This is a genomic window from Gilliamella sp. X-57 (assembly GCF_057063565.1).
The window spans coordinates 31,621-58,441 of sequence record NZ_JBXSQI010000013.1 but is presented as its reverse complement, the minus strand read 5'-3'; the positions used below and the strand labels follow the sequence as shown (position 1 = coordinate 58,441).

Sequence of the window (26,821 nt, the reverse complement as noted above, 5' to 3'; positions counted from 1 at the left end):
AGGATCTATATACTAACCCGCTTATCTCAGTTCTTTCGTTTAAACAAGATATAACTAATCAACAAAAACACAAAACTGGTGATAAGTGATCCAATAATAGGGTAAATACCCATGACAATACTTACTTGAGCAAATAAATTATCGGCAATATAAAACAAAAAGCCAAAGCTGATGCCTATCACCACGCGAATCCCCATTGACACGCTACGTAACGGACCAAAGATAAATGACAAAGCTAACAACATCATCACCGCCACCGAAACTGGCTTGATAATCTTTTTCCAAAATAGTAAATCGTAATACTTGGTATCTTGCCCTGAGCTTTTAAGGTATTGTGAATATTGATAAAGCCCAGAGGCCGATAACGAATCCGGGTCAAATGCTACAATACTTAATTTATCGGGGGTAATATTCGTTTTCCAAGGGATGGAGACCATATTGACTCCCACAACTTTGTTTTGCACCGTTAGCTCATTTTTTTCGACTTGCGACAAAGTCCAACTATCGTTTTCATAAACACCATAGGCGGCGTGGGTAATGGATAGTAGCTTATTGTCATCGACCGAATAGATAGAAATATTTGAAATCGAATTATCGTTATTTACATGCCCAATAAATACATAATCATTACCATCTTTAGCCCAAAGGCTACCTTGTTCGGCCATTAACGAATTACCATAAAGTTTTTCAGAACGCATATTGCGTGCAGTTTGTTCGCTAACTGGCGCAACCCATTCACCAATCGCCATGGTAATTAACACCAGCGGTAAGGCTGTTTTCATCACTGCAAATGCAATTTTAAAACGGCTAAAGCCGGAAGTTTCCATTATAATGAGCTCACTGCGTGATGCCAGCAAACCCAAACCAATTAACGCACCTAACAATGCGGCCATAGGAAAGAACACTTCCAAATCTTTTGGCACCATTAACAGGGTATAAATACCCACAGAAAACGCATCATAATCAACTTTAATTTTTCGCAGTTGATCAATAAAACGGATAATACCTGACAAACTAATAAGTAAAAAAAGGCTAATACCGATGGTACTTAATATAGTTTTTCCAATATAACGATCTAAAATCGAAAACACGCTTTTCTCCTTAAGATGCCGCATATTTTAAGCGAAGTTTACGCATAAATAAGTTATCCCAACAATTCAAAATTAGCGCTAACACAAAATACCCTAAATTCAAAATATAAAACCATAATTCGGGATCTAAGCGGCTTTTACCTGCATTGGCTTTAATCGAACTGGCCGACAAAAAGTAAACCAAATACAGCAGTAAAGCCGGTAAAACTTGTGCAAGTCGTCCTTGGCGTGGATTAGATACGCTCAGTGGAATCACTAAAAATGCCATTAATGGCACTGAAATAATCAAGGTTATTCGCCAATAAAATTCAGCATTGGCTTTAGGTGTATTGGTGCTTGCCAGCTCAAATAATCCTAATTGTTGAACATCAGTTTTATCTGTATCCTCATCGGTCGACAACACTTTGGGTTTTATTATGCCTAAATAATTATTAAAGTGTGAAATTCGAAAATCCTTTAATTGTGCTGTGCCTTCATAACGATTGGCCTTTTCAAGGGTGATGATTTGATTACCTTCATCATCATGTCCAGTCTTTCCCTTATTAGCAATAATAATGGAAGGGCGTTGATTGGTTTTTGGATTGATTTGAGCAATAAACACATTTTCTAAATTATTATTATCCACATTACCAATATAAATCACCGAATTACCATCAGGTGTTTGTTGAAATTGCCCAGCTAACAATCCCGCTAAACTAGGGTTTATTTTCGCATTGGCAAGTAGCTGATCTTGCTTAACGCTAGTCCAAGGACCAAACCAAAGCGAATTGAGTGCCGTTAGTATGCAAGTTAAAATACAAAGAAAAAGCACCACTTGATACGTCAAATTCTTCTTAACCCCGCAAGCATGCATTGCCACCATTTCGCTGTCAGAATAAAGGCGCCCAAAGGTAACTAATACACCAAGAAAAAGGCTCAGCGGTAAAATGAGATCAGCCATATTCGATACACCCAAGACTAATAACGGCATAATCAAATCACGGGGAATCGAACCATCAATGGCGCTCGACAAAATTCTAATTAATTTTTGAGAAAAGAAAATCAGTAACAAAATAAACAAAATTGCCCCTTGGGTTTTCAATGTCTCTTTAACTAAATATCGACGAATTATCACATTTTACCTATACATGTTGGCACAAAATCTGGCTATTATAATCTGATTTGTTTGGTTTTAGTTATCTTTTTGTTGCTATCCAACAATGAACCGATAGAATATTAACAATCTCTACCCATTCACAAACGAGAAGCATTATGGAGTTTCAAATAAAAAACAGCGCTATTATAACCAAACAAAAAACAGAGTGTTTAGTTATTTCAATTGATTCAGGAAAAAACCAGTCTGATCTTGTTAAAGATATCGATAAATCAACTAATGGCTTAGTTAGTGAGCTTATCAAATCAGGCGACATAAGTGGTGAAATAGGTCAAACCACCTTATTATATCCAAACAGTAACAGCTTAAAACAAAAGATCTTATTTGTTGGATGTGGCAAAGCCAAAGCGTTTAACTTAACTCAAGCCAAAAAAGTCATTCAAGCAGTAATTAAAGAACTGCTTGCTAAAAAAATTAAAAATATCGTATGGGATTTATTTGTATTTAATGAAGCAAATAGCCTTGAATTTGCTAAACAACTACCGAAAATTGTGAGCGACATAACTTATCGATTTGATGAATTTAAAACCACGAAAATCCCTGTACCAAGTCTAACTAAAATCACATTATTAACTCAAGACAAAAAAGCATTATCAGGATTAACTGATAATTTGTTACAAGGTCAAATTATTGCAAATGCTATTGCGACAACAAAAACGATAGCCAATATGCCATCAAATGTTTGTAATGCAAAATACTTAGCCGAACAAGGTAAACAGCTTGGTAAATTACACTCATCATTAAAAGTCACCTGCCTTGGTGAAAACGAACTGGCAAAATTAAACATGAACGCCTATTTAGCCGTCGGACGTGGATCGCAAAATGAATCAATCATGACCGTGATGGAATATCAAGGCGCTAAAGATAAAAAAGCTCAGCCATATGTTTTAGTCGGTAAAGGGCTAACGTTTGATTCAGGGGGCATATCTATTAAACCATCTGCCGGTATGGACGAAATGAAATACGACATGTGTGGCGCTGCAACTGTTTATGGCGTTATGCAGGCTGTCGCTGAACTTAAATTACCTATTAACGTGGTTGGTATCATGGCCGGCTGTGAAAACATGCCTGATGGCAACAGCTATCGCCCCGGTGACATACTCACCACCATGTCAGGCACTACGGTTGAAGTGATTAACACCGATGCTGAAGGGCGCTTAGTATTGTGTGATGCGTTAACTTATGTTGAACGTTACAATCCAAAAATCGTTATTGATATTGCCACCTTAACAGGTGCTTGTATCGTTGCGTTGGGACATCACTATACAGGGATAATGGGTAACAACGACAAGCTAATTGCGCAATTGGTAGCATCATCCAACAAAGCGGGCGACAAGGCATGGGCACTACCTATTGATAGTGAGTTCCAAGAACAGATCAAATCAACTTGTGCTGATATTGTCAATGCAGGTGGACGTGATGGTGGCACCATTACCGCTGCTTGCTTCTTATCACGCTTTACTGAAAAATATCAATGGGCACATTTAGATATTGCCGGCACTGCATGGAAGTCTGGTGGGCAAAAAGGTGCAACAGGTCGCCCAGTTGCCATGTTGATTCAATATCTACAAGATCAATAAATTGAGCTAAGATTTTATGAAAAAAGTGATCTTCTATTTACTTGAAAATAAAACAGAAGCCAACGAATTGGGCATGCTATTTTATGAAAAGCTAGCATGCCAAAAGATAGTTGAAGCTTGGCACGCCAAACAGCGCGTGCTAGTTGCTTGCCAAAATCAGGCTCAAGCTGAGCGAATAGATGAATACCTTTGGCAACTTGACACCACCAATTTTGTACCACACAATTTAGCTGGTGAAGGTATGAAAGGAGGATCCCCTATTGAAATCTGCTGGCCAGAAAAACGCAGCAGTGGTTCTCGCCAGTTGCTGATTAATTTGCAAGAGCAATTTCCCGAATTTGCTGGTGTTTATCGTGATATTATCGATTTTGTGCCAGTTGATGAACAGCTAAAGCCACTTGCAAGGGCAAGGTATAAGTTATATAAAGAGGCTGGATTTAATCTTAAAACTATTCCAATCACTTGCGAATAAATAGGGCGAAGATCTTACTGATTTTCTTAATGGTTTTTTCTAAAAATCACAAATAAAAAAATCAACATGCTAACTGACTTTTTACGACCAAATTGACGCATTATTCGAAAACTTAAAACAGCGCTAACCATTTTTTTATCAATAAATAAAAACAATAAATTAAAAACAACTTATAAAAAAAGGTTTTTAATATCAAAATCTTGTTTGTCTTTTTTCCAACAAGTTTTATAGTATGTTGGCTTTTAGTTTACTACCGTATAGGCGGTTTAGAAATTTTCTCAAAATAAGTCATGATGCTCTATATCGTTCACCACCGCATAGGTGGTTTAGAAAGTTACAAGATTATTAGATAAAAATTCGCAATCCATCTTGGATGTTGCTACAGATGCTATTTATTCCACCAAAAAGTTAAAACGATCAAAATACAATCGATTATTTTGATTGAATAATCTCTACCATTCCAAGGCCGAACCGTTCAGTTATTTACATTTCCTTACTAAAAATCCGCAAAAAAACTAGCCAAGCACTTTTTTGTGGCTATAATTTAATTAATCAGTTTATTTAATAAGTGATCTAGCTAAAAATATCAAATAAATCAATAAAATACTTGACAAAGGAGAAGTAATGCATTATCATTTTAAACACCAAACACCAAACACCAGCACTGGCAAACCTATGTCTTAAACTTATCAAATGAACCTATTAGACAAGTTTTAAAATTCGCCTCGTTTACATTCTCAACGTTATTTCCAAAATTATCATCAAAAATATTTCCAAAATTTTCATTATTGCTGGCACTGTTGTTGCTATTGCCGTATTCATTACGATTACCGGCATTAACCTATAAAAATGGTCGAGGGGATAATCGTAGTGATGCCATAATATTGCCATCGGAACCACCGGTAGCCATCAGCTTCGCAAGGCCGAATAAGGATTGGGGCACAGATGAATACGCCGGTCCTGCTGACATATGGAACCCAAATGGAGGATTTCTCATCACTCAATCAGATCCCACATCATACGCTCTTAATTTCCCAACCACGGGTGCTGATGGATTATATTTTGATTTAGAAATAGAGGGGGTTGATCCAGATCAATTGACATGGGAGCCAGTCACACATGAGGGAATAACTGTTACCGTAAAAAGGACAAGATCAAACGATAGATGGTTTCGTGGCATGGTAACGCGTGTTTCTCTGAAGGGGCCAGAGGCTAGAGCTCAATGGTACAATCCTCATCCAAGTCGGATCTCTGTGCCAAGGTTACCGCAGACATTCGAATTAGTGGGGAGAGATAGTGGCGGTAATGAGATAGTAAAATATGGATTTGTATTACAAAAGTGGTTCGTTCACCGTGGAGATAAAGGGGATTACTCTTTTTACCAAGCAGATTGGTGTAATGGTTTAGGGTATCGTATGCCACAGGTAAAGGACCTGACTAATGCGGTATGCTTGGGTTTGAACTCAGGCCGACAATGTGAAGGAGCCGTCGGCGCTACGCCATCATCAACAGGTAATCATTACCAGCGTCGAATTGGGGGAGGATTCTTCGCAGAATGGGGGTTGCTGGCTAATTACGTTGGTGCAAGCTTTAACAGCTTCGGAAACTACTGGACAGGTGAAGCTTCATTCGGTGTAAACTCAATTAACGGCGCCGTGCGTAGTTCTTATCCAAGTTTCGTCTCGAATGGAATTTGTATAGTTCCTTAGCATTTAGGACTTAATCCTTGAGGCGTAGGTGAATTTGAGGATAACGAATTAAAAAAAGCGCCTTCTGCGTAAGCAGGGGGCAGAGCCGACAAAGAAGTACCTCGCAAAGGTAAATCTAATAAACCCCACTTATTTCAGCAACAAAACAAAACGTCAGGAATTAGATTGATTTTATTATTTTTTTATTTTAATTATTTTTTACAAAAACAACGCCTCCACAATTCGCTCTAAAAACCACCATTAAGCAAATTGGTTATAAGATAGCAGTAGGAACAAACCCTATTGTGCGTTAAAATAGCTTCTATTATTACAATGAATGACCAAGGAAATCGCATGACAGTCGAAATGACAACACTCGATAAAATCAAAAAACAAATTGCCGAAAACCCGATTATTTTATATATGAAAGGGTCGCCAAAATTACCAAGTTGTGGTTTTTCGGCTCAAGCGGTACAGGTTTTATCGCAATGTGGTGAGCCGTTTGCTTATGTTGATATTTTACAAAATCCTGATATTCGTGCTGAATTGCCTAAATTTGCAAATTGGCCTACGTTTCCACAATTATGGGTGGAAGGCGAATTAGTAGGTGGCTGTGATATTATGTTAGAAATGTTTCAAGCTGGTGAACTACAAACGCTTATTAAGCAAACTGCCGAAAAGCATAAGTCTTAATTAAACGATGAATTAAGCGCGCAAGTTGAGCGCGCTTTTTTATGGTAGTTATATAACGAGTAAATTAATTTTCAATTGTTTTTGTATGTTTATTCGTTTTTAGTTTATTGAATATTGTTATCGTATTGTTGTGTTTCTGTTTCACTCTTCATAGGCGCTAAAGGCCACCCCCCAAGCGATTTAAGTCGATTAACAATTTTACAAAAGAGTATGGCGGTTTTTTGTGTATCATATAGTGCACTGTGGGCTTGTTTGAGATCGAATGTAATTTGTGCCACTTGACAGGCTTTTGCTAGCACTGTTTGCCCAAAAACCAGACCACTGAGCGATGCTGTATCAAAGGTGGCAAAAGGATGGAAAGGGTTACGCTTGATGCCTGAGCGTTCAGCCGCTGCCATTAAAAAACTATGATCAAAGTGCGCATTATGTGCAACTATCACTGCGCGCGTGCAGTCGCTGGCTTTTATGCCTGATCTAACCATTTTGAAAATTTCGTCTAAGGCGTGCTTTTCGTCCACGGCAGCGCGCAGTGGATTATCAGGGTCAATGCCGTTAAAAGCAAGTGCGGTGGGTTCTAAAATTGCATCATTAAACGGATTGACATTAAATTGTAAGGATTGATCAGGTTCTAACCAGCCATCAGGTGTCATTTTTAAGGTGATAGCGGCGATTTCTAAAATAGCGTTGAGTTTTGGATCGAATCCTGATGTTTCAATATCAATTACAACCGGATAAAATCCACGAAAGCGTTCACATAATTTGGCGTTTGGCACGTTAATTTATCTTATCTATCAAAAAAGGGCTATTATGCCAGCTTTTAAGCGGTTCGCCTAGCATTGGTGTTGAGAGTTTGCATTCCATGTGTTTATTTTTATTAGGTGTCATTCTAGCAAGCTTTGCGCCAATCACATTTAAGCTACATTAAAGCGAACGATTAGATGCCATTATTGATTAAAGTGATTATAATTATCAATCATCATTAAACAATATTAAAACAGAGTAATCAATGCAAAACTTTGAGTTAGAACAGATTATTAACAACGAACTGCAAATTACCCGCTATCGTGATTATGCACCAAATGGATTGCAAGTGCAGGGGCGTGCGCATATCAATAAAATTGTGACAGGCGTTACCGCTTGCCAGTTATTGTTAGATAAAGCGGTCGAACTGCAAGCCGATGCGGTGCTTGTACATCATGGCTATTTTTGGAAGAACGAAGTACAAACCATCACCGGCATTAAATACCAACGGCTAAAAACGCTATTAACTAACGATATTAATTTATATGGTTATCACTTGCCGTTAGATGGTCATCCCATTTTTGGCAATAATATCGAACTGGCTAATTTGTTAGGTATTTCGGTCGATAAACGCAACGATATCACCGATCTGCTTTTTACTGGTACATTACGCTCGCCACTGACTGCTTTGCAATTTAAACTTCAGCTTGAACAAGTGTTACACAATAACAAACGGCAAGTACTATTTTGTGGTGATAATGCGCCTGAAATGATTAATCATATTGCGTGGTGTAGTGGCGGTGGGCAAGATTATATTGAACAAGCGGCACAAATGGGCGTAGATGCATTTTTTACGGGTGAAGTGTCGGAACGTACTATCCACCTTGCACGCGAATATGGCATTAATTTTTATGCCGCTGGTCATCATGCCACCGAGCGTTATGGTATTAGAAAATTGGGCGAATGGTTAGCGAGTTGTTATGGTATTGAGGTTATTTTTGTTGATATTGATAATCCTGCATAACAAAAGTTGAATTTACCTTAGAAATATCGCATACTTATTCGCAGATTTTTTATTCTTTACCTAATGTTATAAACCGATTATATGAGAGGTCATTTTATGTTTACAGGAAGTCTGGTCGCACTTGTTACTCCCATGGATACGAAAGGAAACGTTGACCACGTAAGCTTAAAAAAATTGGTCGAATATCATATTGCCAATGGAACATCGGGTATCGTTTCGGTGGGAACAACGGGCGAATCGGCTACGCTTGATCACCATGAGCATATTGATGTGATTAAACGAACTATCGACTATGCCGATGGACGTATTGCCATTATTGCCGGCACTGGTGCAAACGCAACAAAAGAGGCCATTGAATTAACCAGCCGAGTTGAACATATCGGTGTTGCAGGTTGTTTAACGGTTGCTCCTTATTATAACAAACCAACTCAAGAAGGTATTTATCAACACTTTAAAGCCATAGCCGAAAGCACTGCGCTACCGCAGATTTTATATAACGTGCCGGGGCGCACTAGTAGTGATATTAAACCCGAAACCGTGGGTCGTTTAGCTAAAATCAAAAATATTGTCGCTCTAAAAGATGCAACTGGCGACCTTTCAAGAGTTTACCCAACGCGCAAACTGGTTGGTTCTGATTTTAAATTATTGAGTGGCGATGATTCAACCTTTTTAGACTTTATGATTTTAGGGGGTGATGGTGTAATTTCGGTGACAGCTAATGTTGCGGCTAAAGCCGTTGCTACTGTGTGTCAGCTTGCTGCTAATAACCAAATTCAAGAAGCCCGCACCTTAAACGACACTTTAATGGCTTTACACCATAATTTATTTATCGAACCCAACCCAACGCCAGCCAAATGGGCGTGCGCAAGATTAGGTTTAATGCAAAGCGCAACTATTCGATTGCCATTGGTTGGGCTAAGCACCTCGTCGATTCCTGCCGTTGAGCAAGCATTAAAAGAGGCAAATTTACTGTAATTATTTTTTATAACCTTTAATTAAAAAGCAGATATCTATGTTAAATAATACATTGAATAAAACATTGAACAAAACCATATTTAAAAGCAATGTTATTAAAAAAACGGCTGTTTTAACCGTTTTGGCTTCTTTGTTTCTTGTCGGTTGTGGTAGCGATCAAAATTTTAAGCGCGAAGTCGAAGGTAATGAAGATTACCTTAAATCACCCACTTTAAAACCGTTAGTCATTCCTAAAGGTGTTAAGGTGCCGGCTGAAAGTGGTGACTTTTATATTGATAAATCCGAATTTCATGGTGATTTAGGCAAACAGCTAGATATTAGGCCGCCAAGTTTACCAATTCCAACTATTCAAGACGCATTTGCGATTTATAACAATGGTGCGGTCACTTTTAATGTACCATTAAGTAGCCATGTGTGGGAGCGAATCCCTGATAGTTTAAGCAAGAAAAATATCTCTATTGTTAACCGTGACAATAATTCTATTAAAACAGGTAATGCCTTTATGCCACGTGCTGACGAAGATCAAGCAGTTCAAGCTACTTATTCAATTAAGCGACAATTATTAGGCGATACCGAAACTATCGCCATTTCAATAACTTCGTTAAATCGTGGTTCTGATGATTTGATGTCGCAACCGATCGAAGTCCAACGTTATGTTGTTGGTTTGTTTAATGACATAATGGATGATGTTGCGCCTGATTCAGTGCGAGTTGTGCCACCAAAAGCACAAAACAATGATGCTGCAAAAGACAATGAAAGTAAGAAACCTGCAACAGCCGTGAGCGGTACAAATCAAGAATAAGTTTGGAATTTAAGGAGCGCAGAGCTCCTTAATTATTTATTGGCAATTGATATTAAGGTTATAAACATGAAAAAGTTGGCTGAGCTTTATCGTGGTAAAGCAAAAACGGTATATACCACCGAAAATCCCGATTTATTAATTCTTGAGTTTCGCAATGATACCTCGGCATTTGATGGTTTACGCATTGAGCAGTTAGATCGTAAAGGCATGGTGAATAATAAATTTAACTATTTTATTATGACTAAATTGCACGAAGCGGGTATTCCAACTCAGGTTGAAGCCTTATTATCTGACAATGAAGTGCTTGTCAAAAAGCTGCAAATGATTCCTGTTGAATGCGTAGTGCGCAATCGCGCAGCGGGATCTTTAGTTAAACGTCTAGGGGTTGAAGAAGGTCAAGTCTTAAATCCTCCTACGTTTGAATTATTTCTAAAAAATGATGCATTGCACGATCCAATGGTTAACGATTCACACTGTAAAGCTTTTGGTTGGGCTAGCGATGATCAACTAGCCAAAATGAAAGAACTCAGCTTTAAAATCAATACCATTTTGACGGATCTATTTGATAAAGCAGGGCTGATATTAGTCGATTACAAACTCGAATTTGGTTTATTTAAAGGTGAAATCACTTTAGGCGACGAGTTTTCGCCTGATGGTTGTCGCCTGTGGGAAAAGTCCACACTTAAAAAAATGGATAAAGATCGCTTTCGCCAAGGTTTAGGTGGTGTGATTGAAGCTTATGAAGAAGTGGCAAAACGCATTGGTGTTTGTTTGTAATGTTTGCGCAGTTTGATATTTCTTTTTTCCTTCTTTTGGGGTTAGCAGCACTGTGTTATTTGACGCACAATAACACAGTAACATTTGCCGTATTGTTATTGTTGCTGTTTAAATTAACGCCACTTGACACTTATTTCCCGTTTTTAAATAAATATGGCTTAACTATCGGCATTGTTATTTTAACTGCCGCGATGATGGTGCCGTTGGCGGATGGGTCGTTAAAATTTAGTGATATAGTCAAATCGTTTACCACTTGGCAATCCATATTGGCTATTTTTGTAGGTATTTTAGTCTCGTGGCTTGGCACGCGTGGTATATCGCTCATTGGTGCACATCCTACCATTATCAATGGCTTAATTATTGGCACGCTAATTGGTGTTGCATTTTTCAAAGGCATTCCAGTTGGTCCACTGATTGCTGCCGGTATATTATCGCTATTAATTGGAAAAAGTTAGTTTATGCACAATCCCAACAGCAACCGAATGCTATGGGTGTTACAAGGTGAAAGTGCACAATTATTTGAACAATTGGGCACCACCTTTGAGCAAAACACCGGCGATTGGATAACTGTTACCTATCAGCCCGATTATTTGCCTAGTTCGTTAATTGCCAACGCACTCAAACCCCATCAAACCAAACAACTATTAGGCCAGCAGTATCGGCATGCTATTTTTGATGCAACGGCAGGATTTAATCTTGATGCCTTTGCCATGCTGGTTGGCACGCTAGTTAAAGGTAGTGTGTTGGTTTTGTTATTACCCAAGGAGCTAAGCAGTTGGCATGATCAAGATAGCTTGCGTTGGAACGAAAGCCACAATCCGATCAATGTGCCTAATTTTGTTGCACATTTAATGGAAACTTTGGCTGAATTTGGTGTATCAATCAATTCAACATCTTTGTTAAAGAACGCTTTATCCATCCCCCCCTCTTTGCTAATGATGGCCGATGACACTCGAGACTTAGCCGAACAGCAAGCCACATTAAAACAGTTATTAAATAGCAATAATCCCATAAATGTATTAGTTGCTAAACGCGGACGGGGTAAATCGGCACTAGCTGGGAGGTTTAGCCATTATCAACGTTGTATTGTGACCGCGCCCAATAAATCAGCATTGACGACCTTTTTTGCTTTTGCTAAGCCCGATACGCCATTTTTTGCACCTGATGAATTAATTGTGCAGTCAAAGATTGATTTTGCTGATTATCTCATTATCGACGAAGCAGCCATGATTCCGTTGCCTATGCTCGAAAAACTGCTACAACTGGCCATTACCAATAATTGTCGGATATTGTTAACCACCACCGTTGATGGATATGAAGGTACTGGACAGGGTTTTTTGTTGAAATTGCTATCAGGTAAAGCATGCCAATATTTTCATCTACACACGCCCATTCGTTGGCGGGCAGGTGATATGCTAGAGCAATTTAGTGATAAGCTATTACTTAATGGTTTATTAACGCAGGATGATAACCCTGTTACAGGCCTATCATCAACCCAATATTCAACGGTTGAACGCAATGATGTTGATTCCTTAAGGTCGATCTTTTATCTATTAAAAATGGCCCACTATCAAACCACATTAATCGATTTAAGGCGTCTGTTTGATGCGCAAAACTTGTCGGTTTGGCAAGCAACAATAGACAATAGACAAATTGCCGCGGCGCTTACACTTACCGAGGGGAACTTGCCTGATGACCTAATAACTCAAGTATGGCAAGGAACACGCCGCCCTAAAGGCAATTTAGTGGCGCAGTCGCTTGTGGCTCATGCCGGTGAACGGTTAGCGGCTAAGTTGCGTTCAGTTCGCATTAATCGCATTGCGGTTATGGAGGCTTATCGACGGCAACATATCGCAAAACAACTGGTTCAGACGATTTCTGAGCATGCCAAAGTGCAAAATAACGATTTTGTGTCGGTCAGTTTTGCTTATAGCTCGTCTAATTATCAATTTTGGACGGCTTGTGGTTTTGTCTTGGTTCATGTTAGTAGCCATAAACAGGCAAGTAGTGGCAGTTATTCTGTTATGGCGCTTAAACCAATTACCCGATCTGGACAGCTTTTAACCTATAAATTAAAACAAAAACTACAGCGTAACGCCTATTGGTTAAAAGATATCATCGATTTACCTTTTAACCAAATGCTTGCGAACAACGATAATTTATTATTAGCACAAGATTTAGACGCACATGATTTGGATGAATTAGCTGGGTTTGCTCACTTTCATCGACCGTTTGAAGCCAGTTATCCCTCACTGTGTCGATTAGTTCATAACTATCAAATATATCAACAACCACAGCCGTTAAGTTTGCCTGTGTTATCAGCACTGTTAAAAAGCAAAAACAATCAATCTTTGATCATTAATGCATATCAACTTGCGGGTAAATGCGCGTTAATGCAAACCATTAAGGATGAAGTCAAAACATGGCTAATTCAGCAAGGTAATAATGTAATATTTGATAAAAGCAACAATAATGATAGCTGATTGCCATTGCAGGTTATTAAGTGGAGTGTTTAAAATAGTTATCCTATTTAAACTCAAGTCATTTTAACTGAACTTGTTTTAACTTAATTTATATTAATTTAAAAGGAACCGAATATGACGAACAATAATTTAGAAATTGAGCCCCCACATCGTCATTCACATAATCAGAACCACACACACAACCAAAAAAATCAATCCACAACAGGCATTGAATATTTTATTAAAGGTTGGTCATTGGCATTTAGTCCAGGTATTAAGCGATTTGTTTTTTTACCATTAATTGCTAATATTGTGGTGATGTCTGCACTATTTTATTGGTTTTTTACCTCTATATCGGGCATGGTGGATAGGGGGGTTACGTATATGCCAAGTTGGTTGCATTGGCTAGGTTATATCATTGTTTTTATCGTAATTTTAATGCTGGTTATTTTGTTTTGTTATTTCTTTAGTACAGTAACCAATATCATTGCCGCACCATTTAATGGTCTATTGGCCGAACAAGTCGAAGCGAAGTTAACGGGCATTCCTGCGGCAGAACTGTCATGGATTAGCATCATTAAAGATCTTCCTCGTATTTTTGGTCGCGAGCTCCAAAAACTGATCAACTATCTATTATGGGCAATCCCAATATTGCTGACTTATTTTATTCCTGTTATTGGGCAATCGGTCACACCAGTAGTCTGGTTTTTATTTACCGCTTGGCAAATTAATATTCAATATGCCGATTATGCCTTTGATAACCACAAAATTACCTTTCACCGCATGCGTGAGTTACTTAAACAAGATCGGGTCGATAATATAGCCTTTGGTATGTTAGTCAGCTTTTTTACCATGGTGCCCGTGCTTAATTTAATTGTTATGCCTATTGCCGTATGTGGCGCAACAGCAATGTGGGTTGATCGCTACCGTCATCAAGCACTATTTGACAGCGATAGCCAAGATTTTCGTTAAGGTGAGTGTTACTTTTTTTTCGTTGAATTTGTTGATGGCCAATCATCATCATCGTCATCTTGATAAGGGATAGGTTTTATCCCTTTCTTTTTTTCCAGATACGATTTATAACTCAATCGATTCAGTGCTTTAATGGTATTAATAAAAATTCCAATTAAGATAACTACAATTATCCACCAATAATCTTTAAGCCACTCCATCGTATTCCCCTTTAAGTTAAAATCGGAATCATCCAATTATAGCAATCATCCATGCCAATAACGCAATGCTAACAATACTATACTAACAGCAGTTTCTCTAAAATGCGGTGATAGATTGCGGTTAAGGTAATAATATCTTGGCAATTAGCATTTTCGTTCACTTTATGGATGGTTTTGTTAAGTACCCCAAGCTCGATCACTTGGCATCCCATTTTTGCAATAAAGCGTCCGTCAGATGTGCCGCCACTGGTGGATAGTTTGGTATCAATGTCGGTAAACTCCTTAATAGCACTAGCAGCCGCGTTGGTTAAATCGCCTTGTGGTGTTAAAAATGGATGGCCTGATAACCGCCAAGTTAAGGTGTAGTTTACATTATATTTTTGTAAAATCTGCTCAACCCGTGTTTTAATATTTGTGTCTGTCAATTCGCTACTATAACGGAAGTTAAATTGTACGCGAAGCTCACCCGGCACAACGTTTTCAGCTCCTGTGCCGCCATTAATATTGGCTATTTGCATTGTTGTTTGTGGGAAGTATTGATTGCCTTCATCCCAAACGGTGCTAACCAGTTCATTTAACGCAGGTGCAAAACGATGCACAGGGTTATCAGCAAGATGAGGGTAAGCCACATGACCTTGAATGCCATGCACAACTAAATTGGCAGTTAGTGAACCGCGGCGTCCATTTTTAATCTGGTCGCCAAGTACCACATCGCTTGATGGTTCGCCCACAATGCAATAATCAACACGCTCTTGGCGTTTGATAAGCAAATCAACCACCTTAACCGTGCCATCGCTTGCATCGGCTTCTTCATCTGATGTGATTAAAAAGGCGACGCGCCCAGTGTGATTAGGATGTTGTTTAACAAAATCCTCTGCCGCACAAACCATGGCAGCAACGCTACTTTTCATATCCGATGCACCACGACCATAAAGTATGCCATTTTCATCAATCGTTGGTGAAAATGGCGGATAAAGCCATTTGCTTTCATCACCTGCTGGTACGACATCAGTATGGCCAGCAAACATCAAAGTTTTGCCGGTAGCATCGCCATGATAGGCCCATAAGTTCTTGGTTTGCCCAATATTGACTTCTTCAATAATAAAACCGAGTGGTTTTAATCGCTCAATAATTATTTTTTGACAATTTTTATCGTCAGGACTTATCGATTTCTCAGCAATGAGCGCTTTGGTTAGCGCAATAACAGGTTCAGTCATAATGGTCTCGATTTTATTTAGATTGTGAAATAAATTGGGAATAAAGTTCGTCTGAATAACCTAACAAAGCACGCTTACCATCAATAAGTAAAGGACGTTTTAAAATGGAAGGATTGGCTAACATGATCTGTTTTGCTGCTTGCTCATTATCAACCCGTGCACGGACAGCCTCATCTAACTTACGCCATGTGGTACCGCGAGTATTAAGCAAACTTTGCCAATCTACCAATTTTAAAAAAGTATCTAAAACATCTGCCGACAGACCATGGGTTTTATAATTATAAAATTGATAAGCTATATGATGATCATCAAGCCAAGTAAAGGCTTTTTTCATCGTATTGCAGTTTTTTATACCGTAGATGATGTACATAATCAGTGATCCAAATCTAAAAAAGAGAGGGAGATTATAACAGTTATCAGTATACGCCAGCAAATCGTAGGATTCATCTAAATAAAATCTTTTTTGTAGTTGGTTTGATGCGTTTGTGTTTCCTCAAAAGAAACAAAACAAAAAATAAAAAACAATCAATAACTGGCTGAAAAAAGTTTTTTTGAAAACAAAAATCCTATTTGTCTTGTGAAAACAAGCTTTATAGTATATCAGCTTCTAGTTTACCTTCGTATAAGCGATTTAAACGAAACGGTATAGAATCCTGAATATTTTTTACAAGTTTATCTCCGTATAGACGATTTAAACAATCCTTTATTCTAACATCTATCAATAAAGTAACGCATAATACGATTATCGGTTGTTAGTTCAGGATGAAAGGCACAAACTAAGATGTTATTTTGCTGTGCCATAATACAGTGCTGATCGACAAATGCCAGTTGCTCAATGCCTTTTCCTGCTTTGGCAATATAAGGTGCGCGAATAAATATAGCAGGGATTTGGTCACCAATCGTTGGTATCTCTAAAGTGGTCTCAAAGCTGTTAATTTGCCGTCCAAAACCGTTGCGTTCAACACAAATATCCATTAAGCCCAACAATTCGACCTCGTTATGAGTTGTGCTGTTACCGCAAAGCACCAGTCCCGCGCAAGTACCCAAAATGCCTTTTCCTTGTTTGGCAAATTGTTTTATCGGTTCGACAAGTCCATTTTGTTTAATTAAACGGCTAATGGTTGTCGATTCGCCTCCGGGGATGATTAAACCATTTAGTTTAGTTAATTGTTCGGGTTTTTGCACTAAAGTCGCTTGTACATTGTCGATACTTTTTAGCATAGTGATATGTTCACTCACCGCACCTTGTAAGTTGAGTACGCCAATATTTTTAATATGACTTTGTTTGGATGCTTTTATCATTACCAGCCTCGATCTTGCATTCTTTCTGATTGAGCCAGCGTGCTAATTTCAATGCCTTTCATTGCTTCGCCTAAGCCCTTTGAAAGCTGCGCTAAACGTGGATAATCATTAAAATAAGTGGTAGCCTGTACGATGGCTTTCGCAAATTTTTCTGGGTTTTGGGATTTAAAAATACCCGATCCAACAAACACACCATCGGCACCAAGTTGCATCATTAATGCTGCATCGGCAGGAGTAGCCACGCCACCGGCAGCAAAGTTAACTACGGGTAATTTTCCTAACTGTTTGATTTGTAAAACCAGTTCATATGGTGCGCCAATTGCTTTGGCAAATGCCATTAATTCATCTTTTGATTTGCTTGTTACCAGGCGGATTTGTTCGTTTACTTTACGTATATGGCGCACTGCTTCAACAATGTTGCCGGTACCGGGTTCACCTTTGGTGCGTAGCATTGATGCTCCTTCGCCAATTCGACGTAATGCTTCGCCCAAATCACGACAACCACATACAAAAGGTACGGTAAATTCATCCTTAAGTAAGTGATATTGTTCATCAGCCGGAGTTAATACCTCGCTTTCATCAATATAATCAACGCCCATTGATTCTAAAATACGGGCTTCAACAACGTGCCCAATGCGTGCTTTGGCCATCACCGGTATGGTAACAGCATTCATGACTTGTTCAACAATAGTTGGGTCAGCCATTCGGGCAACCCCACCAGCGGCACGAATATCTGAAGGAACTCGCTCTAAAGCCATTACTGCAACCGCACCGGCTTGCTCGGCAATTTTTGCTTGCTCTGCATTAACAACGTCCATAATGACGCCACCTTTTTGCATTTTTGCCATGCCACGTTTAACTGTTTGTGTGCCTATGACTTGGTTCATTTTTTGCTCCTGATTAAATCAATAATGATAATATTGTTAAATTTGCAATATTATTCAAAAATAAAGCTCAGCAAAAAACAGCCAATTGGACTATAATTAAACCATCCAATTTTTGGAACGAATTTGTCGTAGCAAAATGCTTAAAGCGACCAACACATTAAAGTAAAATAACCATGTGGAATAGACAAACACTAGTACAATTTACCGGATCACTTTTTAAAAAAGTCACGCAACTTATCGAGCACTATATTGAGCAGGGCGTATTGATTGCGGGAGAGAGGTTACCTTCAGAACGCGAACTAGCAAAAAAATTGGGTATCAATCGCTCAACGGTTGTGCATGCGTTAGAGCTGTTAACTGAACGTGGTGTGCTGATCCGGCGACAAGGAAGTGGTACTTATGTCAATCATCAAAAGTGGGGCGTTCAAGCGTATTCATCAATTAATTGGCGGTTACCTGCGCATTTTTATCAAAATAAACAATCGTTTTATCAACAAAAAGTAGCGCAAGTTCGAGCGCAGCAACCATACATTTGCGATCTAGCTAATGGCGATTTGCCAACCAATTTGATTCCTAAACTACAGCTACCAAATACTTCGTTAAATGAACTGATTATGCACGAAAAGAACAGCGATACACTACAATTAGGTTTGCCATCGCTTAAAATCCAAATTGCGCTTTATATGCAAGCGCAGTTTTCCATGCAAGTTGATATTAATGAAATTTTAATTACATCGGGCACACAGCAATCGTTATTTCTCATTACGCAGGGGTTACTTAAACCTGGTGATGCGGTTGGAATTGAGTCTCCCTCTTATTTTTACTCATTGCCTTTGTTTCAAGCGGCGGGCTTACGTTTGTACGGTATTGCGTGCGATAATGAGGGGATTATGCTTGAAAGTTTATCCAACTGCGTGCAGCAACATCAAATTAAGTGGTTGTTTTTGAATCCCATTTTTCAAAATCCGAGCGGTTTTGTTATGAGCGACAAGCGAAAACAAACGATACTGGCATTTTGCCGTTCACAAAGTATTGGAATTGTTGAAGATGATGCTTACAGTAGTTTAGCATTTCAACCTGATTTGGCGGTATCGCCCATTAAGAAATGGGATCAGCATAATCAAGTTATCTATTTAGGATCGCTATCAAAATATATTGGACGAAATATTCGTGTTGGGTGGATGATCGCTCCGCGTAGCATCATCGAAAATCTGGCCAAAATTCGGCAACATATTGATTCTGGTCTAAGTATATTGCCACAATTATTAGCCCAAGAATATTTGCAACATCATCATTTAGTCCATCAACAACAATTACGGCAAGCACTGCAAATCAAAGCCGAGCAATTAATGCAATGGTTAGATAGCTATTTTTGTGGTGATATTACATACCAAGCACCATTAGGGGGCTTTCATTTATATGCTCATTTACCGGTGAGCACGGTAGCGCAAGAATTAGCGCTACTTAATCAACTGTTATTAAATGGTGTGATTGTGTCACAAGGTGCCGATTTTGGCGATAGCCTTGGGACAACAAGATTTAGCTTTGGTCATTTTGTACCGCCATTGGTTAGGTAACAAACAAATTGTCACAAAAATAAACCACTAGCTTCTTATTTTATCGGATAGCATTTTTGTAGCTGCTAGCAAATATTGAACAAATTCGTTTATTCTTTCGTTTGGCATTTGAAATCGAACCCCCGATGTACTAATTGCGGCAATGACTTTGCCATTCTTATCATAAACGGGCGCAGCTAAACAGGTTACTTCGTCAAAGTCTTCAGCATTATCAAATGCCCAACCTTGTTCACGTATCTTTTTCAACTCATTTTTGTACGCAGTTTTTGTGGTGATAGTGTTTTGCGTTTTTATGGGTAAGTTTTCGTTTGGGAACAAGTCATCAACTCGTTGCTCGGGTTCCCATGCTAAAAGTGTTTTACCCAGTGCAGAGCTGTGTAAGGAAAGCTTACGGCCTAACCAGCTTTTAACTTGAATAGCGCTTGGGCTTTCGACTTTAGCCAAATAAATAGCAGAATTGCCATCTAATACACCTAAATGACACGCAAGTTGTGTTTTATCGCGCAAAAACAAAAGCGGTTCAGTTGCCAAATCTTTAATATTAAATTGTTTAATGGCATTATTACCAAATTCATAAAAGACAAGGCCCAAAAAATACTTACCCTCGTTTTGCCGTAATAAGCCATTAGTAACCAAGCTGGCAAGTAATGCTGATGTTGAACTTTGAGGTAACGATAATCCTTGATAGATTTGGGTATAAGTGGCGCCATCGTGTTTTGCAATAAAGTGAAATATTCGGGTTGCTTTATCGATGGCAGGCGCTTGCGTTGTTATTTCTGTTGTCACAAATTAAACTCATGTATTGAAGTTGTTGTAAGTATAAATATTTTTTTTAGTTTCAACAATAGCCGTTCTTTCTTGATGATTCTGCCTAATATTTGATCGCCGTCACATTTTTAATAAATAGTGAGCTATTTCCCCCTAATTAAGTTGAGTTGATTTATCAACAACATTATATTGAAATTAATTTCAATATAATGTTGTTAATTTAATTAGGAGTTATTATGAGTAATTCAAATCCATACTTTGGTGCTATCTGTCCTGCAATTACCCCGTTTAACCGTCAAAATAAAATCGATTTTGGTGCGATGGAACAGCACTACAAAATGTTAACTGATTCAAAAATTAATGGAATTTTGGTTATGGGCACTATTGGTGAGTTTGTCACCATGACCATACAAGAGCGGTTAGAAATCATTAAGCAAGCTCATCAATTTACTGATTTACCTTTAATTGTTAACGTATCAACCACCGTTGTTGACGATATGGTAAAGCTTGCTGATGCAGCATTTGATGCTGGCTATGGCGCCGTAATGGCATTACCACATTTCTATTTTGCACAAACACCGAATCAATTATATGAATATTACAAATATTTAGATTCAAAATTTGTAGGTAACTGGTTTATATATAATTTTCCTGCTAGAACTGGGTGCGATGTTGATTCACAACTAGTCACTCGATTAATATCTGACTTTCCAAAATTTATTGGTATTAAAGATACCGTTGATTGTGCATCTCACACTCGATCAATCATTTTGGCCTCACAAAAAATTCGCAAAGACTTCTCTGTATTTTCTGGTTTTGATGAGTATTTCGTGCCGAATTTAATGAATGGTGGTGCAGGCGTTTTATCGGGTCTTAACAATGTTGTTCCTGAAATTTTTGCCAGTGTAATGGCAGCCTTTAAGCAAAACGATTTTAATGAATTGACTCGATTACATAAAGAAATCAGCCGATTGTCTAATATTTACAGCATTGGCGATGATTTTGTAACAACCATTAAAGTTGCGGTAGAACAAAAACAACATTATTTAGAACCAAGATCGCGGAATTTTGGTGGAACATTAAGTGGTGAACAAATTGAAAAAATAAAAAAACTTTTTAACTGTCAATAAAAGGGCTTATTTATGAAAATCAAAAAGTTTATCGATAAAGTGCCTGGTGGCATGATGCTGGTACCTCTTTTTTTAGGTGCGCTTTTGCATACTTTTGCACCTGGAACTGCTAAATACTTTGGTTCTTTTACTAACGGTATTATAAATGGTGTGGTGCCTATTTTGGCGGTTTGGCTATTTTGCATGGGCGCTTCAATTAAAGTGAGCGCAACTGGTACAGTACTGAAAAAATCAGGCACATTAGTTGCCACTAAATTAGCGGTAGCATGGGCATGCGCTTTTATTTTTACACAAATACTGCCTGATGATGGCCTAGTTAAAACGGGATTTTTTGCGGGCTTATCGGTTTTAGCCATCGTGGCGTCGCTCGATATGACCAATGCCGGATTGTATGCCTCTTTAATGCAAGAATATGGCACTAAAGAAGAAGCTGGTGCATCAGTATTAATTTCCATGGAGTCAGGGCCTTTAATGACTATGGTTATTTTAGGTTCTGCTGGTTTGGCATCCTTTCAACCAGAGCATTTAATGGGTGTCTTAATGCCATTTATTGTTGGGTTTATTTTAGGCAACTTAGATGAAGAATTAAGAAGCTTATTTAGTGTTGGCACAAAAACACTCATCCCTTTTTTTGCTTTTGCTTTAGGTAACACAATTGATTTGACCGTTATTTTTAAAACAGGATTCTTAGGCGTATTTTTGGCTGTTTTTGTTATTGTTGTTTCAGGTATACCGCTTATATTGGCTGATATATTTGTAGGTGGCGGTCGAGGCGTTGCAGGAATTGCTGCATCAGGTACTGCCGGCGCTGCTGTGGCAACCCCTTTTTTAGTAGCTGAAGTTGCCCCAACTTTTGCCGAAGCGGCACCTGCCGCAACCGCACTTGTTGCAGCATCGGTGGTAATTACCTCGATTGTTGTTCCAATCATCACCTCTTTATTTAGCAAGTATATTGCAAAAAATATTCAAATTAAGGAGTAATAGTATGACTTATCGTATGATATTAAATGAGACCTCGTACTTTGGTGCCGGATCAATTAGCCATTTGATTGATGAAGTAAAAAAACGCCATTTTAAAAAGGCACTTATCGTTACAGATAAAGATCTTATTAAATTTAAAATCGCTACTAAAGTTACCGATTTATTAGATAAATTTGGGCTTAATTATGATGTTTTTGACGAAGTAATTCCAAACCCAACTATTGGTATTGTTAAAAATGGGGTAGAAAGGTTTAAAAAGTCAGAGGCTGATTATCTAATTGCTATCGGTGGCGGTTCGCCACAAGATACGGCTAAAGCGATTGGTATTATCATTAATAATCCGCAGCATGCTGATGTGCGTAGCTTAGAAGGGACAGTTAATACGCAAAAAGCGGCTGTGCCAATTATTGCGATTCCAACCACAGCTGGAACAGCAGCCGAAGTCACCATTAACTATGTTATTACCGATGAACAAAACAAACGTAAGTTTGTGTGTGTCGATCCACATGATATTCCTGTTGTTGCTATTGTTGATAGCGAAATGATGGCTTCGATGCCCGCTAGTTTAAAAGCAGCAACGGGGATTGATGCATTAACGCATGCTATATCGAAGGTTTTATCACCAAAGGTGCATGGGAGCTATCAGACATGATGCATTTAAAAGCGATAGAAATTATTAGCCGTGCATTACGCGAATCGGTTAAAGGCGATCCTAAAGGCGTAGAAGATATGGCGCTGGGGCAATATATAGCCGGTATGGGGTTTTCAAATGTAGGCCTTGGGCTTGTTCATGGTATGGCACATCCTTTGGGTGCTTTTTATAATATCCCTCATGGTGTTGCTAATGCTGTTTTATTACCTTATATCATGGAATTTAATGCTGAATCAACTGGTGACAAATACCGTGATATTGCCAAAGCAATGGGATTAAAGGATATTTTAAATCAGCCAATACAAGAGGTTCGCAAATATGTCGTTGAAGCGGTTAAACAGCTAAATAAAGATGTCGGCATTCCGGCTAAATTGCGTGATATTGGCGTTCAAGAGCAAGATATTCCCGAGCTTGCTCAGGCTGCATTTGCCGACGTTTGTACTAGTGGCAATCCACGAGAGGTTAATGTAAAGGATATTGAAATGTTATATCACTATGTTTATTAACTTTTGATAAAAATTCTCCATAACTTGAATTTTACAAGGATGATTGTGTTGATGAATAGGTTATGTTGAATTTGTAATAAATCATTACATAAAATAAATATTTGGCCTATTGCGATAGTTCATTTGTTGTGGCTTATGGCTATCGCCTTTTTGTTAGTATTTAACTATTCGATTTACTCTTTAAACTATTATTTATGTCATTATGTAATGTCAGCAAAACACATGAGTTTATTTGCTTAGCAAGTGAGTTCAAAAAGCGGGCTGGGTAGTCAGAATAAAACCATTATTAGGATAGTTTAATATTTAACCTTTTTAAAAATTAATAAGTAATCATTATATTATTGAGTTATCAACAGGCTTATTCAGTACTTATCAAATCATATGGTGAATAAATATTTCAAATCCGTTTTGCGTTATCAGTAACATAATTGACTAAAATAGTTGAAGGCGAGATTAAGTAACATTAACCGTTTAACCAATTATTGAAATTAGTTACGCCGTGTTAGTTGTTATCACGCTGCATTACAAATGATTGGAACGTTTTTATAACCTGATGATTAAATGTCAATCCCTTATAAATAATATGAGTTCATAAGTCAAACTAGGGTAATTGTTCGACTTATTTTAACCTAATTTACACCGCTTTTCCCAGTTTATGGTTTACTGACAATACTCTAACTAGCTATAATCATTGGTATTAGATGATAAATCATAAACGATATTAGGAGGCAATTTTGCATCTTTCACCAAAGGCTTTTCGTATTTTAGGGATTATAGCTACGATAGCATCATTAGGGATGTATGTTTCTTATGTGCCGCAAATCATTGATAATTTACATGGGTTTAAATCAAATCCTACTCAACCGTTAGCAGCAGCTATTAACTGCTCGCTTTGGGTTAGCTATGGCTTATTGAGAGAAAAGAAAGACTGGCCAATTGCAATTGCTAATTCTCCTGGCGTATTTTTCGGTTTAATCGCTTTTTTTACCGCGCTATGATTGTTATTAAACTATTGATTACTAATTACTTTTTTGCTTTTTTTTATGGCTATTTTACTTATTAAGGTTAATTTTTTTCAACAAAATAAAATCACAAACAGGATTGGTTAAGATTTAATCTTTTAAAAAAATAATTAATAATCATTGTATTACTAAGTTATCAACAGGTTTGTTAAACACTTATCAAATTTTATAGTGAATAAATTGAGTTAGGCGGTTCGCATTAACATTATCCGACAAAATGACAAGTTTGTTAGATGTGTAACTATGTTGGCAATTGTTTTAATCACACATTAAAACAAGATAGACAGATTGACTAATCGTTTTATAATGCATACGATAATTTCATCATATATGAAAGGAATAGAAAATGAAAAAATTAATTGGTTTGTTTTTACTTGGTTTACCTATGTTAGCTGCGGCATCAAATTGTGAAGAAATTAGCAATAATATTGCCGAAAAAATCAAAAATAATGGCGTTGCTCCATCTCTGTTTCAACTCAAACTTGAACCAGCTGATAAGTCCGAACAACAAATTGAAGGTAAAATAGTAGGATCATGTGATCGTGGTCAGCAACATATTGTTTATATTCGTTTAGACGGATTAGCAACTGAGTCGCAAGATAAGACAAGCAATGCAAAAGATGAACCAATGCAAAGCGGTGCTGATAAAGCATCACAGCCATCAAAAATAAATCCAACTGAACAGCAGCAACCAGTGTTACAAAATACCGAATCTACTCCAACACAAAGTCAATAATTTACGGCAACCGAACTAGTGTTTTTAAAGCAAAAACATGGGGCGTAAAGCCCTATGTTTGTATGGTGTGTTGTTATAGTAATTGACTATAATTTGCTTTGACATCATCGCTCCATACACTTGCTTGTACTTGACCAATATGTTTTTGTTGTAACAGCAACATTATCAAACGCGATTGGCCAATGCCGCCGCCAATAGTTTGTAATAAGTCACCATTAATTAATGAATTATGCCAAGTTAGTTGTAGACGATCTTCATCATTAGTTAATTTTAATTGACGTTTTAATGTCTCTGGGTCGACTCGAATGCCCATTGATGAAATTTCAATTGCGCTATTTAAAATCGGATTCCACACTAAAATATCGCCATTTAATCCTTTAGAGCCTAAATCGTTATCACTACTCCAATCATCATAATCGGGTGCACGCACGTCGTGTTTTTCATTATTTGACAACTTACCACCAATACCAATTAAAAACACCGCGCCCAGTTCTTTTGTTATGGCGTTTTCACGCTCTTTTGGGGATAAATTAGGATAACGTTTTAATAGCTGTTCACTATCGATAAAAGTGATTGATTCGGGTAAAAATCGCGAAAGATGATACTGCTGTGAAACTGTCTTTTCGGTCGCCTTAATCGCAGTATAAATATTGTTAACCGTTTGTTTGAGATAAGTTAAATTGCGATCTTCTGGGCGAATCACTTTTTCCCAATCCCACTGATCGACATAAACGGAATGAATGGGCGAAAGTTGATCCTCGTCTGGGCGTAGCGCTTTCATATTGGTGTAAATGCCTTCGCCAACTTTAAAATTGTGCTCACTTAGAATCTTGCGCTTCCATTTAGCCAGTGAATGTACCACTTCATATTGTACATCAGGTATTGCTTTTACCTTAACTTGGACTGCGTGCTCAGTGCCTGATAAATTATCTTGAATACCATCGCCAACTTTACTTAGTAACGGGGCTTGCACTTCGATCAGTGATAGACTCTCGGCAAGTTGATTGGCAAAAAATTGCTTAACAAAACTAATTCGCTGTTGTTGCTCTTTGAATGATATCATCATGCTTACACTCTAGTTATTTAGTTTTATCTGAATAGGTAAAGTAAACTAGATGGATAAATTTTGCAAGATGTAGATAAAAAGGTTATAGCTTGGATTTGTTCGACGGTATATAAATTATTGGATTTATTTAATGATATTTTAGTGCAATATTAACGAAATCAACTCATTAACTTGTTTCTTTTTATAAGAAAATACTGAATTTTTCACAACATGATTTAAATCAAAAAAACTAAAAATTTAAATCTTATCAATGCTATATCTGAAAAAATGAAGTTTTTTTAGGTTTTCTATAAGCTATTGGGGGGGGGCGGTTAGGTTTTGGAAATGTTCATGGTAGCTATTTTGAA

At 37.9% G+C, this 26,821-nt stretch carries 26 protein-coding genes and 1 pseudogene; 17 read left to right on the top strand and 10 right to left on the bottom strand.

The window, feature by feature from the left end; translation table 11 throughout:
- Positions 1-26: 26 nt before the first annotated feature.
- Together lptG and lptF are read right to left on the bottom strand one after the other, a co-directional pair.
- A complete protein-coding gene (gene lptG, locus ACYIAL_RS07330) occupies positions 27-1,115 on the bottom strand; it encodes an LPS export ABC transporter permease LptG (RefSeq protein WP_483751335.1) in 1,089 nt (362 codons plus the stop codon).
- A complete protein-coding gene (lptF, locus tag ACYIAL_RS07325) occupies positions 1,102-2,205 on the bottom strand; it encodes an LPS export ABC transporter permease LptF (protein ID WP_160432194.1) in 1,104 nt (367 codons plus the stop codon). Before lptF ends, lptG begins: the two co-directional genes overlap by 14 nt.
- A gap of 137 nt (positions 2,206-2,342) precedes the next feature.
- Between lptF and ACYIAL_RS07320 the strand changes: the two genes are divergently transcribed.
- The 4 genes from ACYIAL_RS07320 to ACYIAL_RS07305 all read left to right on the top strand — a co-directional run bounded on the left by ACYIAL_RS07320 (position 2,343) and on the right by ACYIAL_RS07305 (position 6,677).
- Positions 2,343-3,824, top strand: a complete 1,482-nt coding sequence (locus ACYIAL_RS07320) for a leucyl aminopeptidase (protein ID WP_483751334.1) — start codon at positions 2,343-2,345, stop codon at positions 3,822-3,824.
- A gap of 16 nt (positions 3,825-3,840) precedes the next feature.
- Positions 3,841-4,296, top strand: a complete 456-nt coding sequence (locus tag ACYIAL_RS07315; protein WP_483751333.1) for a DNA polymerase III subunit chi — start codon at positions 3,841-3,843, stop codon at positions 4,294-4,296.
- Between the two features lie 809 nt (positions 4,297-5,105).
- Positions 5,106-6,005, top strand: a complete 900-nt coding sequence (locus tag ACYIAL_RS07310) for a hypothetical protein (protein WP_483751332.1) — start codon at positions 5,106-5,108, stop codon at positions 6,003-6,005.
- Positions 6,006-6,350: 345 nt separating this feature from the next.
- Positions 6,351-6,677, top strand: coding sequence for a Grx4 family monothiol glutaredoxin (locus ACYIAL_RS07305; protein ID WP_065638199.1), 327 nt, complete (start codon positions 6,351-6,353; stop codon positions 6,675-6,677).
- A gap of 104 nt (positions 6,678-6,781) precedes the next feature.
- Here the strand turns inward: ACYIAL_RS07305 and rnt are convergent, their stop codons facing one another.
- Positions 6,782-7,456 carry a ribonuclease T gene (gene rnt / locus ACYIAL_RS07300; protein ID WP_483751345.1) on the bottom strand — a complete coding sequence of 225 codons (675 nt, stop codon included), beginning with the start codon at positions 7,454-7,456 and terminating at the stop codon, positions 6,782-6,784.
- Between the two features lie 227 nt (positions 7,457-7,683).
- Here rnt and ACYIAL_RS07295 point away from each other — a divergent pair, with 227 nt between their 5' ends.
- The 7 genes from ACYIAL_RS07295 (at position 7,684) to cysZ (ending at position 14,430) form a co-directional block, all read left to right on the top strand.
- Positions 7,684-8,442: a Nif3-like dinuclear metal center hexameric protein gene (locus ACYIAL_RS07295; protein ID WP_483751331.1), complete on the top strand. Its 759-nt coding sequence runs from the start codon at positions 7,684-7,686 to the stop codon at positions 8,440-8,442.
- A 96-nt stretch (positions 8,443-8,538) separates the two neighbouring features.
- Positions 8,539-9,417 carry a 4-hydroxy-tetrahydrodipicolinate synthase gene (dapA, locus tag ACYIAL_RS07290; RefSeq protein ID WP_483751330.1) on the top strand — a complete coding sequence of 293 codons (879 nt, stop codon included), beginning with the start codon at positions 8,539-8,541 and terminating at the stop codon, positions 9,415-9,417.
- Positions 9,418-9,454: 37 nt separating this feature from the next.
- Positions 9,455-10,219 carry an outer membrane protein assembly factor BamC gene (gene bamC, locus ACYIAL_RS07285; protein ID WP_483751329.1) on the top strand — a complete coding sequence of 255 codons (765 nt, stop codon included), beginning with the start codon at positions 9,455-9,457 and terminating at the stop codon, positions 10,217-10,219.
- 66 nt (positions 10,220-10,285) lie between these two features.
- Entirely contained in the window at positions 10,286-10,996 is a 711-nt protein-coding gene (gene purC / locus ACYIAL_RS07280) for a phosphoribosylaminoimidazolesuccinocarboxamide synthase (RefSeq protein WP_160431395.1), read from the top strand.
- A complete protein-coding gene (locus ACYIAL_RS07275; protein WP_483747694.1) occupies positions 10,996-11,451 on the top strand; it encodes a DUF441 domain-containing protein in 456 nt (151 codons plus the stop codon). Before purC ends, ACYIAL_RS07275 begins: the two co-directional genes overlap by 1 nt.
- A 3-nt stretch (positions 11,452-11,454) precedes the next feature.
- Positions 11,455-13,479 (top strand): tRNA(Met) cytidine acetyltransferase TmcA, encoded by a 2,025-nt coding sequence (locus tag ACYIAL_RS07270; protein ID WP_483751328.1) that lies wholly within the window; start codon positions 11,455-11,457, stop codon positions 13,477-13,479.
- A gap of 114 nt (positions 13,480-13,593) precedes the next feature.
- On the top strand, positions 13,594-14,430 hold the full coding sequence (gene cysZ, locus ACYIAL_RS07265) for a sulfate transporter CysZ (protein ID WP_483751327.1): 837 nt from the start codon (positions 13,594-13,596) through the stop codon (positions 14,428-14,430).
- An 8-nt stretch (positions 14,431-14,438) separates the two neighbouring features.
- On the opposite strand, the gene ACYIAL_RS07260 is transcribed toward cysZ, so the two are convergent.
- The 5 genes from ACYIAL_RS07260 to pdxS all read right to left on the bottom strand — a co-directional run bounded on the left by ACYIAL_RS07260 (position 14,439) and on the right by pdxS (position 18,036).
- Complete coding sequence (locus ACYIAL_RS07260) at positions 14,439-14,630, bottom strand: YpfN family protein (RefSeq protein WP_160431392.1); 192 nt, start codon at positions 14,628-14,630, stop codon at positions 14,439-14,441.
- 77 nt (positions 14,631-14,707) lie between these two features.
- Positions 14,708-15,847, bottom strand: coding sequence for a succinyl-diaminopimelate desuccinylase (gene dapE / locus ACYIAL_RS07255; protein WP_483751326.1), 1,140 nt, complete (start codon positions 15,845-15,847; stop codon positions 14,708-14,710).
- Between the two features lie 13 nt (positions 15,848-15,860).
- Positions 15,861-16,220: an ArsC family reductase gene (locus ACYIAL_RS07250; protein WP_483747726.1), complete on the bottom strand. Its 360-nt coding sequence runs from the start codon at positions 16,218-16,220 to the stop codon at positions 15,861-15,863.
- Between the two features lie 335 nt (positions 16,221-16,555).
- Positions 16,556-17,149: a pyridoxal 5'-phosphate synthase glutaminase subunit PdxT gene (pdxT, locus tag ACYIAL_RS07245; RefSeq protein WP_483747698.1), complete on the bottom strand. Its 594-nt coding sequence runs from the start codon at positions 17,147-17,149 to the stop codon at positions 16,556-16,558.
- Positions 17,149-18,036 (bottom strand): pyridoxal 5'-phosphate synthase lyase subunit PdxS, encoded by an 888-nt coding sequence (gene pdxS / locus ACYIAL_RS07240; RefSeq protein WP_483747699.1) that lies wholly within the window; start codon positions 18,034-18,036, stop codon positions 17,149-17,151. The genes pdxT and pdxS overlap by 1 nt, the downstream gene beginning before the upstream one ends.
- Positions 18,037-18,209: 173 nt before the next feature.
- Here pdxS and ACYIAL_RS07235 point away from each other — a divergent pair, with 173 nt between their 5' ends.
- Positions 18,210-19,613 carry an aminotransferase-like domain-containing protein gene (locus tag ACYIAL_RS07235; protein WP_483747700.1) on the top strand — a complete coding sequence of 468 codons (1,404 nt, stop codon included), beginning with the start codon at positions 18,210-18,212 and terminating at the stop codon, positions 19,611-19,613.
- Between the two features lie 27 nt (positions 19,614-19,640).
- Here ACYIAL_RS07235 and ACYIAL_RS07230 read toward each other — a convergent pair whose 3' ends face one another.
- Positions 19,641-20,399 carry an IclR family transcriptional regulator gene (locus ACYIAL_RS07230; protein ID WP_065638187.1) on the bottom strand — a complete coding sequence of 253 codons (759 nt, stop codon included), beginning with the start codon at positions 20,397-20,399 and terminating at the stop codon, positions 19,641-19,643.
- Between the two features lie 218 nt (positions 20,400-20,617).
- Between ACYIAL_RS07230 and ACYIAL_RS07225 the strand changes: the two genes are divergently transcribed.
- The 5 genes and pseudogenes from ACYIAL_RS07225 to ACYIAL_RS07205 all read left to right on the top strand — a co-directional run bounded on the left by ACYIAL_RS07225 (position 20,618) and on the right by ACYIAL_RS07205 (position 25,408).
- Positions 20,618-21,511: a dihydrodipicolinate synthase family protein gene (locus ACYIAL_RS07225; protein WP_483751325.1), complete on the top strand. Its 894-nt coding sequence runs from the start codon at positions 20,618-20,620 to the stop codon at positions 21,509-21,511.
- A 12-nt stretch (positions 21,512-21,523) separates the two neighbouring features.
- Positions 21,524-22,492, top strand: coding sequence for a 2-keto-3-deoxygluconate transporter (gene kdgT / locus ACYIAL_RS07220; RefSeq protein ID WP_483747703.1), 969 nt, complete (start codon positions 21,524-21,526; stop codon positions 22,490-22,492).
- Positions 22,493-22,496: 4 nt separating this feature from the next.
- Positions 22,497-23,650, top strand: a pseudogene (gene fucO / locus ACYIAL_RS07215) (lactaldehyde reductase).
- A gap of 734 nt (positions 23,651-24,384) precedes the next feature.
- Positions 24,385-24,648 (top strand): SemiSWEET family transporter, encoded by a 264-nt coding sequence (locus ACYIAL_RS07210; protein WP_081303094.1) that lies wholly within the window; start codon positions 24,385-24,387, stop codon positions 24,646-24,648.
- Positions 24,649-25,018: 370 nt separating this feature from the next.
- Positions 25,019-25,408: a DUF1161 domain-containing protein gene (locus ACYIAL_RS07205; protein WP_483747705.1), complete on the top strand. Its 390-nt coding sequence runs from the start codon at positions 25,019-25,021 to the stop codon at positions 25,406-25,408.
- 73 nt (positions 25,409-25,481) lie between these two features.
- Here ACYIAL_RS07205 and asnA read toward each other — a convergent pair whose 3' ends face one another.
- Positions 25,482-26,474 (bottom strand): aspartate--ammonia ligase, encoded by a 993-nt coding sequence (gene asnA / locus ACYIAL_RS07200; RefSeq protein ID WP_483747706.1) that lies wholly within the window; start codon positions 26,472-26,474, stop codon positions 25,482-25,484.
- Between the last annotated feature and the right edge of the window lie 347 nt (positions 26,475-26,821).

Bases quoted from the DNA above. Each gene is read 5' to 3' on its own strand.
- lptG (WP_483751335.1), bottom strand. From the start codon at position 1,115: ATGCGGCATCTTAAGGAGAAAAGCGTGTTTTCGATTTTAGATCGTTAT.
- cysZ (WP_483751327.1), top strand. From the start codon at position 13,594: ATGACGAACAATAATTTAGAAATTGAGCCCCCACATCGTCATTCACAT.
- pdxT (WP_483747698.1), bottom strand. From the start codon at position 17,149: ATGATAAAAGCATCCAAACAAAGTCATATTAAAAATATTGGCGTACTC.
- dapE (WP_483751326.1), bottom strand. From the start codon at position 15,847: ATGACTGAACCTGTTATTGCGCTAACCAAAGCGCTCATTGCTGAGAAA.
- ACYIAL_RS07275 (WP_483747694.1), top strand. From the start codon at position 10,996: ATGTTTGCGCAGTTTGATATTTCTTTTTTCCTTCTTTTGGGGTTAGCA.
- ACYIAL_RS07205 (WP_483747705.1), top strand. From the start codon at position 25,019: ATGAAAAAATTAATTGGTTTGTTTTTACTTGGTTTACCTATGTTAGCT.
- ACYIAL_RS07315 (WP_483751333.1), top strand. From the start codon at position 3,841: ATGAAAAAAGTGATCTTCTATTTACTTGAAAATAAAACAGAAGCCAAC.
- pdxS (WP_483747699.1), bottom strand. From the start codon at position 18,036: ATGAACCAAGTCATAGGCACACAAACAGTTAAACGTGGCATGGCAAAA.
- asnA (WP_483747706.1), bottom strand. From the start codon at position 26,474: ATGATGATATCATTCAAAGAGCAACAACAGCGAATTAGTTTTGTTAAG.
- ACYIAL_RS07260 (WP_160431392.1), bottom strand. From the start codon at position 14,630: ATGGAGTGGCTTAAAGATTATTGGTGGATAATTGTAGTTATCTTAATT.
- ACYIAL_RS07295 (WP_483751331.1), top strand. From the start codon at position 7,684: ATGCAAAACTTTGAGTTAGAACAGATTATTAACAACGAACTGCAAATT.
- ACYIAL_RS07320 (WP_483751334.1), top strand. From the start codon at position 2,343: ATGGAGTTTCAAATAAAAAACAGCGCTATTATAACCAAACAAAAAACA.
- dapA (WP_483751330.1), top strand. From the start codon at position 8,539: ATGTTTACAGGAAGTCTGGTCGCACTTGTTACTCCCATGGATACGAAA.
- ACYIAL_RS07270 (WP_483751328.1), top strand. From the start codon at position 11,455: ATGCACAATCCCAACAGCAACCGAATGCTATGGGTGTTACAAGGTGAA.
- purC (WP_160431395.1), top strand. From the start codon at position 10,286: ATGAAAAAGTTGGCTGAGCTTTATCGTGGTAAAGCAAAAACGGTATAT.
- ACYIAL_RS07235 (WP_483747700.1), top strand. From the start codon at position 18,210: ATGTGGAATAGACAAACACTAGTACAATTTACCGGATCACTTTTTAAA.
- ACYIAL_RS07225 (WP_483751325.1), top strand. From the start codon at position 20,618: ATGAGTAATTCAAATCCATACTTTGGTGCTATCTGTCCTGCAATTACC.
- kdgT (WP_483747703.1), top strand. From the start codon at position 21,524: ATGAAAATCAAAAAGTTTATCGATAAAGTGCCTGGTGGCATGATGCTG.
- ACYIAL_RS07305 (WP_065638199.1), top strand. From the start codon at position 6,351: ATGACAACACTCGATAAAATCAAAAAACAAATTGCCGAAAACCCGATT.
- bamC (WP_483751329.1), top strand. From the start codon at position 9,455: ATGTTAAATAATACATTGAATAAAACATTGAACAAAACCATATTTAAA.